Source organism: Stenotrophomonas sp. Nf1, from assembly GCF_003028475.1.
Classification (GTDB): domain Bacteria; phylum Pseudomonadota; class Gammaproteobacteria; order Xanthomonadales; family Xanthomonadaceae; genus Stenotrophomonas.
The window spans coordinates 182616-195414 of sequence record NZ_PYTV01000005.1 but is presented as its reverse complement, the minus strand read 5'-3'; the positions used below and the strand labels follow the sequence as shown (position 1 = coordinate 195414).

Below are 12799 nucleotides of genomic sequence, written 5' to 3'. Positions count from 1 at the left end.
GCCTAGGCAAAGACGATACGCCGAACGATACCTGGACAGGTCGTTTGAGCATTCGTTCTTCTGCCGGTTCACCTGTGCGCCATCAAGAGCCTGGGCGCAGATCCGGTGACAAATGGAGCGGGCGATGGGAATCGAACCCACGTCAGTAGTCGGGTGGGAAGGTGGCCTCGCGGCCACCCTCCCCCCTCAGAACCGTGCGTGAAAGTTACCCTTCACACGGCTCAAGCAGTCACAAACCCCCTTCGTCTATGGGAGAGGGCGACAGCCGTAGCCTGGCACGGGCGTGAAGCTGCTCGTGACAGGTGGTGTGGAGCAAAACAAGGTTGGAGAGGCGGTCAGACCCCCCGTACACCCTGAAAACCTTGTGGTGGATGTGCCAGCTGGTGCTGGTCAGTTTCCGCCCACAGCAGGCGCACTTGGCCTCTTGCTTTGTCCAAAGCCATAGCAGTTTCCTTTTCCCGGTCAGCGAGCGCTTCATGCGGTATTGCAACCGCTGATTAAAGTAGCTCTCGTCCTTGGGGTCGTAGGGGCTAACGTCAGACCGCACCTTGATGTATTCGCCGACCTTGAGGGACGACAGGCGCATCAGAGTGTGTTTACCGACACCGAAGATCCAATCGCGGGACTTGTCGCGCCGGAAGTACCGACGTTTGATCCAGCGGAGACCTTTGGTGGGGTGACGGCGTTTGGCCCAACACCAGACCGCGTGGTGGATAAGGTGATCCAGTCTTGCGAACGGTTCTGAGGCGTTCACAACTTGGTGATACATACCCCACCCCCGAATGATCGGGTTCAGGACATGCAGCACGTCGTCTTGCGTGGATCCCCGCAGCAGCCGGAGCTGGCTGCGGATCTTAGCCATGAAGGCGTTGGTGTTTTGTTTCGACGGCCTTCTAAGGAGGAGATTTCCAAATTTCCGGAAGTTCCAACCCAAGAAGTCGAAGCCTTCGTCCATGTGCGTGATCTTCGTCTTGCTTTCGGAGAGCGTGAGCCCTCTTTCCGCGAGGAACTTGACGACGATCGGCTTGACCTTGCGTTCCAGGATCTCCGCAGAGGCTCCTGTGATGACAAAGTCGTCTGCGTAGCGGACAAAGTTGCACTTGTTGCGGCGTGGGAGCGCGTCGATGAGCCGGCCCAGCCCGTCAAGGACAATGTTTGCGAGCACAGGGGAAATGATGCCGCCCTGTGGTGTGCCCGCATCCGTCGGAAACAACTTACGGTCTTCCATGAAGCCTGCTTTCAGCCACTGCGACAGCACATGCCGGTCGATTGGTACGTGTTTCATCAGCCAGTCGTGACTGATGTTGTCGAAGCAACCTTTGATATCCCCTTCCATCACCCAGCGTGAGCTGGTCTTCGTGCTCAGACAGGTCTTCAGGTGGGCGGCAGCGTCGGCTGTCGACCTGAAACTACGGAACCCGTATGAGTGAATGTCCCCATAAGCTTCGGCGACGGGGTCGAGTGCATACAGATACAGCGCCTGCATTGCTCGATCTTTCATCGTCGGTATACCGAGAGGGCGGGTGCCACCTCGGGCCTTGGGGATGTGGATTCGGCGAAGCGGTTTTGCCTTGTATCCCTTACGTTGCAAGGAGTTGATGGCATTCCACTTGGCCGCAGGTGTCGACCACGTTGCACGGTCTACACCCGGGGTACGACGGCCTTGGTTCTCCGTGACTCGACGTACAGCCGTTGCTTTGGCTGCAGTTGAGCGGACAAGTAGCTTTTGTAGGCGTGTAACCCTACGCCACTGCTTGTCCTTAGCTGCCTTCGCTATTCTTGCCTGCATCCTCGACACAGCGCAGCTTGTGGCTTTCCAGTTGATGGAGTGCCAGTTGCTGAGGTGTGAGGAGGCGACATCACCATCGATGATGGCGTCCATATCTACCTCCTGGAGTGGAGCGGGTGAAGGGAATCGAACCCTCGTCAGTTGCTTGGGAAGCAACAGCTCTACCATTGAGCTACACCCGCCCAGAGCCCGTCAGGGGATAGACGCCCCAAAGGGGAGTCGTTCCCCGTTGGGTATGAGTTTGCGAAGCCTGTCTAGCGACAGACCACCCGGTGGAAGTCAGCACCCTTTCGGGTTGGGGCGATCTTTTCATCCCCTATCCCCTCGATTACAGAGAGGCGTTCGCTTACTCCACCATCCTATACCCACTTGGTCATCGTTTCTCCTTGCGGAGAACCTAGTCGCCGAGGCGACAACCAGTTGGGCTTACCACGTTCCGTACATGCAACAGAATACCTAGGATCTCGCCTTTTCGCCGGAGGTGCAATTGTCAGCGTGTCTCTACCAAGCAGAGAAACATCCGACCTCGTCCCGTTTTGGGTAGGGCCCAGTCGCAGTTGGCCCGTCTAGCTTGACGACGTTTATATGGCGATTCGTTTGTACTGATCCTTGGTACTCAGCCTAGCGCCTACTCGGTTACGACTACCGAGGTCACGAGTCCTCCCTCACGGGAGAATCGTATCCGTGAGGATGGCTACATTAACGGAGAGCTTAGCACCGGAGAATTACTTCTCCCGCACCACTCCTTGGCTACCGGTGGCTGAACACCGGGTTGGTTCGAGAACCCTTGGCAGGGTGGACGACCAACAATTGCATGCACAGCCTTCGCCGTGCCAGTAGGGATGTACTCCTACCGTTCAACGTATCGTCCACCGTGTTGCTGGGGGACGTTTTGCTGCCAGACCGAGATCTGTACAGCTGTGGCCAGGAAACCGCCTGGTCGGTTGAACGTGCGGCACGGCTCGTGTCGCACGCTTGGGAAGCTACAGCTCTACCATTGAGCTACGCCCGCATTGCGGGTGAAAGTCTATGCGGAGCGGCCGGTGTTGCGCAATGGTGGCCGCCACATCCACCGGCAATGGGGTCAGATCCGTGTCCGGGCGGAAACGGATCTGACCCCGTTCTGCATCAGAAGCTGCCGCTGAAGCTGGCGAAGATCGAGGTATCCATCGCACGCTTCTGCAGCGTGGTGGTGCTCAGGCCGATATTGCTCTGCAGGCCGAACAGGTCCATACGGGCACCGAGGATGGCGGTCGCATAGTTCTTGTCGAACTCCATGCCCGGCACGCGGTACATGCCCACGCCCGGCAGGCTCTGCACCCACGCGCTGGCCTGCTTGGTGTCCTCGAACTCGTGGTCGTAGGTCACCTGCACGTACGGCTTGACGCTGCCGCCGTCGAAGCGGGCCTGCCAGCCGATGCGGCCGACGGTGGAATCGACGTCCTGCTTGCCGTACCCCAGCGCGGTGGCCATCGTGCCGGCGTCGGCGCTTTCGGTGTAGCCGTCGATCTTCACCTTCTGCCAGATCACCGAGGCGATCGGGCCGTGGCGGAAGCCGCCTTCGGTGCCGAACTCGTAACCAGCGTTCAGCGCGGCGGTCAGGTTGCTGCCGTCCGGCGAACCACCATGCTCGCGGGTGGCTGGGCCGAGCTGCACCTTGCGGTTCACGTCATAGGACAGCCAGCTGTAGCTGACCTGGCCGTTGACCCAGATGCGGTCGCCGTACCAGCCGGCGAACAGACCGGCGGTGGTGTCCTTCTGGGTGAAGTCGCCACGGCTGTTGCCGAAGTCGGCATCCATACGGCCGAAGCCGGCGAAGCCGCCGAACACCATGCCGTTGCGGGCCCAGTCGACACCGAACAGGCCGGCCGGGGCCATGCCGTCGTACAGGTCGGCGTGGTCGTAGCGCTGCATGTCACCACGCAGGCCACCCCACCAGGACAGGCCATCGGCCGGTCGGCCGCTGCGGTGCAGGCTGACCTGGTCGGCACGCGAACGGCCGATGGTCTGCGCCGAATGGCTCAGCACCTGCTGCAGGCGCGGGCCTTCCAGGATCGAGATCGCGTACTGGCCCAGCATCTGGTGCGCGGCCGAGGTCGGGTGCACGTCGTCAGCGAACAGATAGGTGCTGGCCGCATCGGGACGCACGTAGGCCAGCGGGCTGCAGCTCAGCGACGAGGCCACCAGGCAGGCGCGGCCGGTAACGTTGCTGAAGCCGTACATGCCCGGGTTGGCGATGATTTCATGCAGCAGGGTGTAGGTATCGAGCGGGATGAACTCGATGCCGGCCTGCTTCAGGCCGCCGTACAGGGCGTTGTTGTACGCGGTGGCCAGGGCGGTGCCCTGCGCGCGACCGGCCGCGCCGCGGTCGATGAAGCCCGGGCTGCTGCCGATGTCCGGCAGGTTCGGCACCATCACGTACTGCGCGCCGGCCTGCTTGAGGCTGGCCACGATGCCGATCTGGTCGGTCACTGCGGCGCCGATGACCGCCGGGGCCTGCGCCGGTGCGGTGATGGAGAACAGATCGTTGGCGCCGCCCCACACGGTGTACAGGGCGTTGGCGTCGGCCTTGCCGCCATTGGCGGCCAGGTAGCGGGCGGTCTGCGTCTTCAGCGACGGCACCGGCACGTTGCCGAACGCCGGCTGGGTCAGGTCCACGCCGACCCGCGCGCCGCCGACGGCGTAATTGTCGCCGACCTGGCCGTTGCCGTTCGGGTTGGCGTCGGTGCCGTAGTAGCCAGCCACCACCTGCGCCCAGACCAGGCCCGGGTTGGTGGTGAACTGGCCGGTGACCGGACGCGCGTCGGCCGGCTGGATGAGCGGGCGGTAGTAGCCGCTGTCGGTCAGGCTGTCACCGAGGAACACGGTGCGCGAGAACGGGGATTCGCCTGCCATGGCCGGAAGCGCGGCCAGCGCGATCGCGGCCGCCATCAGGGAGCGGATCGGGCGTTTGCTGAGCTGCATGTAAGAAACTCCTGTGGGGATATCGTTGAGGACCCGGCGCACGTACGCCGGCGCACGGTGAATGGTTTCACCGGACCGCCGTTTGCTCACGCTGCGCCGCCGCATGGATTGTCGCCGTCCTTGGCCACGACCGGGTGTGCGGCAGGTGGCGGAACCGGCAATTTGCAAGGGTTCCGATCCGAGCAGGCCATCAGCGACAATGTGCGGATGGACATCCAGCTCAACGGCGAACCCCGCACCCTGCCCGCTTCGGCGACCCTCCATGACCTGCTGCAGGCCGAGCAGCTGCTGCAGCGCCGGGTGGCGGTGGAGGTCAACGGCGAGATCGTCAGCCGCAGCCGTCACGGCGAGCACGTGTTGGCCGAAGGCGACGTGGTGGAGATCGTGCACGCGCTGGGCGGCGGTTGAGACCTGTCCGGGTTTGCCGGGGTCAGATCCCTTCGCCCGTTGCGAAGGGATCTGACCCCACCCTCCCCCCGCCCGCTGCATGACCCCATCTTCAGGCGGATAAGCGATAATCGCGCCATGAACGCTCATGTCTCCCCCGATTCGCTGGTGATCGCCGGCAAGACCTATGGCTCGCGGCTGCTGACCGGCACCGGCAAGTTCAAGGATCTGGAAGAAACCCGTCTGGCCACCGAGGCCGCAGGCGCCCAGATCGTCACCGTGGCCATCCGCCGCACGAACATCGGGCAGAACCCGGGCGAGCCGAACCTGCTCGACGTGCTGCCGCCGGAGCGCTACACCATCCTGCCCAACACCGCCGGCTGCTACACCGCCGAGGACGCCGTGCGCACCTGCCGCCTGGCCCGTGAGCTGCTGGACGGCCACAACCTGACCAAGCTGGAAGTGCTGGGCGACCAGAAGTCGCTGTACCCGGACGTGGTGCAGACCCTCAAGGCCGCCGAACAGCTGGTCAAGGACGGTTTCGAGGTGATGGTCTACACCTCCGATGACCCGATCCTGGCCAAGCGCCTGGAAGAGATCGGCTGCGCGGCGGTGATGCCGCTGGCCGCGCCGATCGGCTCGGGCCTGGGCATCCAGAACAAGTACAACCTGCTGCAGATCATCGAAGACGCCAAGGTGCCGATCATCGTCGACGCCGGCGTCGGTACCGCCTCCGATGCCGCCATTGCGATGGAGCTGGGCTGCGATGGCGTGCTGATGAACACGGCCATTGCCGGTGCGCGCCATCCGGTGCTGATGGCCAGCGCCATGCGCAAGGCGGTCGAGGCCGGCCGCGAAGCGTTCCTGGCCGGGCGCATTCCGCGCAAGCGCTACGCCAGCGCGTCCTCGCCGGTGGATGGGCTGATCGGCTGATGACCAATCCTTTCGACAGCGCCGGTTCCAAGGCCCCGCCCAAGCCCTTCACCGTCAGCGAAGGCCGCCGCGAAGTACGCAGCTTCGTGCTGCGCCAGGGCCGTTTCACTCCCGCCCAGCAGCGCGCGTTCGACGAACGCTGGCCGCGCTTCGGCATCGACTACAACGGCCAGCCGCGTGACCTGGACGCGACCTTCGGGCGCCCGGCGCACAAGGTGCTGGAAATCGGCTTCGGCAACGGGGCCGCCATGCGCTTTGCCGCACAGCACGACCCGTCGCGTGATTACATCGGCATTGAAGTGCACGCGCCTGGCGTGGGCCGGCTGCTGAACGCACTGGCCGAGGACAACGCCGACCACGTGCGGCTGTACCACCACGATGCGGTGGAAGTGCTGCAGAACGAGATTGCCGATGGCGCGCTGGATGAAGTGCGCATCTACTTCCCGGACCCGTGGCACAAGAAGCGCCACAACAAGCGCCGCCTGCTGCAGCCGGCGTTCGCCGAGCTGATCGTGCGCAAGCTGCGCCCCGGTGGCCGCCTGCACTGCGCCACCGACTGGGAGGACTACGCCGAACAGATGTGGGACGTGCTCGACGCCACTGCCGGGCTGGTCAACCGTGCCGGCCCGCGTGGCAGCGTGCCGCGCCCGGACTGGCGCCCGCAGACCCACTTCGAGACCCGCGGCCAGAAGCTCGGCCACGGTGTCTGGGACCTGTTGTACGACCGCACCTGATCAACGCCTGAGGACGCCGCGCCCCACATGGATACCGCGCTGACGCTGACCAACGACATGAAGCTCGTGCTCGGGCTGGTCGGCTTCACGATGGCGATGTTCCTGTTCGAGCGCATCCGCGCCGACGTGGTCGCGCTGGTGGTGCTGGTGGTGCTCGGCGTCACCGGCCTGATCGCCCCTGAGGAAATCTTCGGGGGCTTTTCCGGTAACGCGGTGATGAGCATCATCGCCACCACCATCCTCGGCGCAGGCCTGGACCGCACCGGCGCACTGAACCGGCTGGCCGCGTGGCTGCTGCGGCGCGGCCACGGCGTGGAGCAGCGGCTGTTGATGATGACCACCGCCATTGCCGGCTTGAACTCTTCGTTCATGCAGAACCCGTCGGTGATGGCGTTGTACCTGCCGGTGGCCTCGCGGCTGGCCGCGCGCACCGGGCTGACCCTGCAGCGCCTGCTGCTGCCCATTTCGGCTGCGATCGTGATGGGCGGTGCGCTGACCATGGTCGGCAATTCGCCGCTGATCCTGCTGAACGATCTGCTGGCCTCGGCCAACAACAACCTGCCCTCCGGCCTGGCCACCATCGAGCCGCTGCGCATGTTCGCGCCGCTGCCGATCGGCGTGGCGCTGCTGGTCGCCTCGCTGCTGTACTTCCGCTACTACGGCGACCGCAAGCTGATCGAGGAAGAGAACCTGGTCAACGACGGGGTGACCCCGGCGCGCACTGAGAGCTACTTCGCCAAGACCTACGGCATTGAGGGCGATGTCTTCGAACTGGTGGTGACCGCCGAGAGCCCGCTGGTGGGCATGACCCTGGGCGAGGCCGAGAACCTGCACGATGCGCCGCTGCTGCTGGCGCTGAAGACCGGCAACGATACCCGCCTGGCGCCGCCGGCGGAGATGCGCATCTGGGTCGGCAGCGTGCTCGGCGCGATGGGCCCGCGCGAACAGATCAGCGATTTCGCGCAGAACCAGTTCCTGCGCATGTCTTCGCGCCTGAAGCACCTGGGCGATCTGTTCAACCCCAGCCGCGCCGGCATTTCCGAGGCCGTGGTGCCGCCGACCTCGAACGTGATCGGCAAGAGCGCGGCCGATCTGCGCCTGCGCAAGGAACGTGGCATCAGCCTGCTGGCGATCAACCGCGACAAGCAGGTGATCCGCGAGGATGTGCGCGACGTGCAGCTGCGCGCCGGCGACATGCTGGTCTTCCACAGCATCTGGACCGACCTGGCGCAGGCCGCACGCAGCCGCGACTTCGTGGTGGTGACCGACTACCCGACCGGCGAGCAGCGCCCGCACAAGTTCAAGATCGCCATGGCGATCTTCGCGCTGACCATCCTGATCGCGCTGACCAGCAAGCTGCCGGTGGCGCTGACCCTGATGACCGGCGTGGCCGGCATGCTGCTGACCGGCGTGCTGCGCATGGACGAGGCCTATGCCTCGATCAACTGGAAGACGGTGTTCATGATGGCCGGGCTGATTCCGCTGGGCTGGGCGATGGATTCCAGTGGTGCGGCGGCGTGGGTGGCCGGGCACACCATCGACAAGCTGCCCACCGGCATTCCGTTGTGGGTGCTGGAAGTGGCGCTGGCGCTGCTGACCACCGCGTTCTCGCTGGTGATCAGCCACGTGGGCGCGACCATCGTGATGGTGCCCATTGCGGTGAACCTGGCATTGGCGGCCGGTGGCAACCCGACCGCGTTCGCGCTGATCGTGGCGCTGTCGGCGTCCAACAACCTGATGACGGCCTCCAACCCGGTGATCTCGATGATCACCGGCCCGGCCAACTACACCCCGCGCGAGATGTGGCGGGTTGGCGGCCCGCTGTCGCTGATCTACACGCTGGTGGTGGTGCTGATGATCAACCTGATGTTCTGAGGGGATTGATCGGCAGGGCTGCGCCCTGCACCCGCCGGATCAACGTCAACGTCAACGTCAACGTCAAAGGCTGGCATTCCGTGGGATGGCGGGGTGGGTCCGGTTACGGGGGACGCCGTAAACCCATCCATGGGGGCTTGGCCGCGGCATCCATGCCGCGGACACCCCCGCAACCGGACCCACCCCGCCTTCGACAGATTGCTGCGATCTGCCAGAACGGCGTCGTGCGCCGCTTTGGTAGGTGTCGACCTTGGTCGACACAGTAGATCCACGCCATGCGTGGATGAATCTCTGGATACCCATTGATCCTGTGGGTGCGAACCTTGCTTCGCACGCCGGTTGCCTCAAGCCAGGTAGACCTGCCCGTCGCGGATATCCACCGGCACCGCGCGCAGGCGGTCGCCCTTGCAGGGGCCGGCAATGCAGTCGCCGCTGTCCAGCGCGAACGAGGCACCGTGTGCGGCACACACCAGATGGCCCTCGCGGCTCTTCAGGAACTGGCCCGGCGCCCAGTCCAGGCGGCGGCCGGCGTGCGGGCAGATGTTCAGGAAGGCGCGCACCCGCTCGCCGTCGCGATACAGCAGCAGCGATTCGGCATCGCCATCAACCACCGCTTCGACCTCGGCAAACGCGCCATCGGCAATGGCTTCAAGGGCGATCAGGGCAGCAGCGGTAGTCATGGCGAAGGCTCGGACGGTAAAGCGGAATTGTCGCATGCCTGCTCAGGTCACTGGCTGCGACATGAACACAAGTCATTGATTGGTAATAAGCCTCGGCTATATTTAACGAGTTTTTCACTCAATGACAGTGGCACCTCCCGATACTCTGGTTTCGCTGATCCCAGCCTATCGAGCCGCCATGTTCAATCGCGCATCCGCCTTTACCCAGTTCCGCACCCTGTTCGCGCCGCGCAAGCCGCGTCACCCGCTGGTGCGCATTGCCGTGGGCCTGCTCGGCCTGGCGATCCTGGCCGCGATGGTGTTCATCGGTGTGTTCGTGGGTGCAGCGATGATCCTGGTCGGTCTGGCGTGGAAGCTGCTGGCTTCGCGCAAGCCGGGCAGCGCGCGCCCGGTCGATCCGACCGTGGTCGAGGGCGAGTACCGTGTGGTGCGCAAGCCGGTACTGCCGGCCTCGCACTGAGCCGCGCCATTAGCGCCCGCTGACGGCGGGCGCCATGCGTTCTAGACTGCAGGCACGCCCTTCCTGGATGCCCGCATGTCCGATGTCTCCGATGTGATTCCTGCCGCAGCCCTGCCCCGTGTACCGGTGGTCGGCGGTGGCAGCTTCCCCGTGCACCGCGTCTACTGCGTCGGCCGCAATTTCGCCGACCATGCCCGCGAAATGGGCGCCGCAGTGCCGGCCGCCGATGACCGTGGCCGCCCGATGTTCTTCTGCAAACCGGCCGACGCGATCGTGGTCGGCCACGACGATGCCATCCCCTACCCGCCGGCGACCGCCAACCTGCACCACGAAGTGGAGCTGGTGGTGGCGATCGGCCGTGACGCGTCGGCCGGTGAGCTGGCCGTGGCCGACGCCGATGCGCTGGTCTACGGCTATGCCGTGGGCCTGGACCTGACCCGCCGCGACCTGCAGGCCGCCGCCAAGGAAAAGGGCCACCCGTGGGATTCGGCCAAGGGTTTTGATGCCTCCGCGCCGATCAGCGAGATCGTGCATGCCGCCGAAGTGGGTGATCTGGCCGCGTTGAACCTGTCACTGGAGGTCAACGGTGAGGTGCGCCAGCAGGCGCTGCTGGACCAGATGATCTGGAACGTGCCGGAGATCCTGCACGAGCTGTCCAAGCTGTGGCAGCTGCGTGCCGGCGACCTGGTGTTCATGGGCACTCCCTCTGGCGTGGCCGCGCTCAAGCCCGGCGACCGCTTCAGTGCGCGCCTGGAGAACGTGGCCGAGCGCCACGGCGTGATCGCCGGCTGACATCACCTGCGCTACCCTGCGCGCTGTCCACTTCCCCCACCGGAGAAAAACAACAATGGGAATGCTCACCGAGTTCAAGGAATTCGCGATGCGCGGCAACGTCATCGACCTCGCCGTCGGCGTGGTGATCGGCGCAGCCTTCGGCAAGATCGTCACCGCACTGGTGGAGAAGATCATCATGCCGCCGCTGGGTTACGTGATCGGCCGTGTGGACTTTTCCAGCCTGGCCTGGACGTTGTCGCCGGCCCGGCTCGGCCCGGATGGCAAGGAGATCCCGGCGGTGGTGGTTGGCTACGGCGACTTCATCAACACCGTCATCCAGTTCGTGATCGTGGCCTTTGCCATCTTCCTGGTGATCAAGGTGATCAACCGCCTGTCGCGCAAGCAGGAAGCCGCCCCGGCTGCACCGGCCGAGGAAGTGGTGCTGCTGCGCGAGATCCGTGACAGCCTGAAGAAGTAAGGTCGCCTACCGGTAGTGCCGGCCGCTGGCCGGCAACATCGGAACCTGCGGGGAGCCGGCCAGCGGCCGGCACTACCGCTACCGCTTTGCCGGACGTGGCGGAAAACAGCGTTCGCGCCAGCCATGACCTCCCGCCCATGCGCCGGCCTGAACGACTGTTAAGCTCCAAGGCTTGGTCCCTTCCGGAGTTGCCCATGCGTCGCCGCGTCCTTGCCATCGCATCCTCCCTCGCCCTGCTGGCCGCTCCGGCCTTCGCGGCGCCGCGCACCACCACTCTGCCCCCGGCCTCGCTGGCCACCGCCGCGCAGCTGCGCGACCAGGCGCTGGCCGACGACACCGGCTGGAAGGTGGTCGAATCGCTGACCACCGAGATCGGCCCGCGCATCGCCGGCAGCGAAGCCGACGCCCGCGCCGTGGCCTGGGCCGAAGCCAAGTTCAAGGCGCTGGGCTTTGACAAGGTGTGGAAGGAACCAGTGACGTTCCCGAAGTGGGAGCGCCGCAGTGAACACGCCGCCGTGACCGGCAAGAATCCGCAGCCGCTGCAGATCACCGCACTGGGCGGCAGCCCCGGCGGCACCGTGGAAGCCGAAGTGGTGCGCTTCGCCGACCTGGCCGCGCTGCAGGCCGCGCCGGCCGGTTCGCTGAAAGGCAAGATCGCCTTCGTCGATTACCAGATGCTGCCGTTCCGCGATGGTCGTGACTATGGCCGGGGCGGCGCGATCCGCAGCAAGGGCCCGTCCGAGGCGATCCGAAAGGGCGCGGTCGGCTTCCTGATGCGCTCGGCCGGTACCGACTCGCACCGCGTGCCGCACACCGGCATCACCCGTTTCGATGACGGCCTGACCCCGGTGCCGTCGGCCGCGCTGTCGGTGCCCGATGCCGACCAGCTGGCGCGCCTGCTGGCGCGTGGCAGCGCTACGGTGAAGGTGGCGCTGGATTGTGGCTGGGATGGCACGGCGACGTCGTACAACGTGATCGGCGAGATCACCGGCCGCAGCCTGCCGAAGGAAGTGGTGGTGATCGGTGGTCACCTGGATTCGTGGGACCTGGGCACCGGTGCCGTCGATGACGGCGCGGGCGTGGGCATCACCATGGCCGCCGGCCACCTGATCGGCCAGCTCAAGCAGGCACCGAAGCGCACCATCCGCGTAATTGCCTTCGCCAACGAGGAACAGGGCCTGTATGGCGGCAAGGCCTATGCCGAAGCGCACGCGAAGGACGTGGCCCTGCACCAGCTGGCTGCCGAGAGCGATTTCGGCGCCGGCCGCATCTATGCCTTCAATACCGGTTCGCCGAACCCGGAAGGCTCGCGCGAAGCGACGAAGCAGATTGCCGAAGTGATGAAGCCGCTGGGCATCGAGTACCAGGCCGACAAGGGTGGCCCGGGCCCGGATGTCGGTCCGCTGGCCGCCAAGGGCGGCGCGTGGGCGTGGCTGGCGCAGGATGGATCGGATTACTTCCACCTGCACCACACTGCCGACGACACGCTGGACAAGATCGACCCGAAGGCGCTGGCGCAGAACGTGGCCGCGTACACCGTGTTTGCCTATCTGACTGCCGAAGCCGATGGCAACTTCGGCAGTGAGGCGAAGGCGACGACCCCGCCGAACGAGTGATGCGGTAACGCGGTGCGTGGGTCAGAGCCCTCGCCGTTGGCGAGGGATCTGACCCTGCTGCTGGGTCGGTGGGGTCAGATCCCTCGCCAACGGCGAGGAATCTGACCCC

The 12799-nt window shown here is 65.1% G+C and carries 11 protein-coding genes and 1 tRNA gene; 8 read left to right on the top strand and 4 right to left on the bottom strand.

What is annotated here, in order from left to right; all coding sequences use genetic code 11:
• Window positions 1–229: 229 nt before the first annotated feature.
• From ltrA to C9412_RS11360, 3 genes are all read right to left on the bottom strand, one after another.
• Window positions 230–1882: a group II intron reverse transcriptase/maturase gene (ltrA, locus tag C9412_RS11370; RefSeq protein WP_107231717.1), complete on the bottom strand. Its 1653-nt coding sequence runs from the start codon at window positions 1880–1882 to the stop codon at window positions 230–232.
• Between the two features lie 15 nt (window positions 1883–1897).
• Window positions 1898–1971, bottom strand: a tRNA-Gly gene (locus C9412_RS11365).
• A 946-nt stretch (window positions 1972–2917) separates the two neighbouring features.
• Window positions 2918–4753, bottom strand: a complete 1836-nt coding sequence (locus tag C9412_RS11360; RefSeq protein WP_107231716.1) for an autotransporter domain-containing protein — start codon at window positions 4751–4753, stop codon at window positions 2918–2920.
• A gap of 207 nt (window positions 4754–4960) precedes the next feature.
• On the opposite strand from C9412_RS11360, the gene thiS reads away from it, so the two are divergent.
• From thiS to C9412_RS11340, 4 genes are all read left to right on the top strand, one after another.
• A complete protein-coding gene (gene thiS / locus C9412_RS11355; protein ID WP_057498832.1) occupies window positions 4961–5161 on the top strand; it encodes a sulfur carrier protein ThiS in 201 nt (66 codons plus the stop codon).
• A gap of 117 nt (window positions 5162–5278) precedes the next feature.
• Window positions 5279–6073: a thiazole synthase gene (locus C9412_RS11350; RefSeq protein ID WP_107231715.1), complete on the top strand. Its 795-nt coding sequence runs from the start codon at window positions 5279–5281 to the stop codon at window positions 6071–6073.
• Window positions 6073–6807, top strand: coding sequence for a tRNA (guanosine(46)-N7)-methyltransferase TrmB (trmB, locus tag C9412_RS11345; RefSeq protein WP_107231714.1), 735 nt, complete (start codon window positions 6073–6075; stop codon window positions 6805–6807). The genes C9412_RS11350 and trmB overlap by 1 nt, the downstream gene beginning before the upstream one ends.
• A 27-nt stretch (window positions 6808–6834) precedes the next feature.
• A complete protein-coding gene (locus tag C9412_RS11340) occupies window positions 6835–8682 on the top strand; it encodes an SLC13 family permease (RefSeq protein ID WP_107231713.1) in 1848 nt (615 codons plus the stop codon).
• A 344-nt stretch (window positions 8683–9026) separates the two neighbouring features.
• Here the strand turns inward: C9412_RS11340 and C9412_RS11335 are convergent, their stop codons facing one another.
• On the bottom strand, window positions 9027–9362 hold the full coding sequence (locus C9412_RS11335) for a Rieske (2Fe-2S) protein (RefSeq protein WP_107231712.1): 336 nt from the start codon (window positions 9360–9362) through the stop codon (window positions 9027–9029).
• Between the two features lie 178 nt (window positions 9363–9540).
• Here C9412_RS11335 and C9412_RS11330 point away from each other — a divergent pair, with 178 nt between their 5' ends.
• The 4 genes from C9412_RS11330 (at window position 9541) to C9412_RS11315 (ending at window position 12690) form a co-directional block, all read left to right on the top strand.
• Window positions 9541–9822: a hypothetical protein gene (locus tag C9412_RS11330; protein ID WP_107231711.1), complete on the top strand. Its 282-nt coding sequence runs from the start codon at window positions 9541–9543 to the stop codon at window positions 9820–9822.
• Between the two features lie 75 nt (window positions 9823–9897).
• On the top strand, window positions 9898–10614 hold the full coding sequence (locus C9412_RS11325) for a fumarylacetoacetate hydrolase family protein (RefSeq protein ID WP_107231710.1): 717 nt from the start codon (window positions 9898–9900) through the stop codon (window positions 10612–10614).
• A 55-nt stretch (window positions 10615–10669) separates the two neighbouring features.
• The gene (gene mscL / locus C9412_RS11320; RefSeq protein ID WP_107231709.1) at window positions 10670–11074 is read left to right on the top strand and encodes a large-conductance mechanosensitive channel protein MscL; all 405 of its coding nucleotides are present in this window, start codon (window positions 10670–10672) and stop codon (window positions 11072–11074) included.
• 194 nt (window positions 11075–11268) lie between these two features.
• Window positions 11269–12690, top strand: a complete 1422-nt coding sequence (locus tag C9412_RS11315) for a M28 family peptidase (RefSeq protein WP_107231708.1) — start codon at window positions 11269–11271, stop codon at window positions 12688–12690.
• The last annotated feature ends 109 nt before the right edge of the window (window positions 12691–12799 follow it).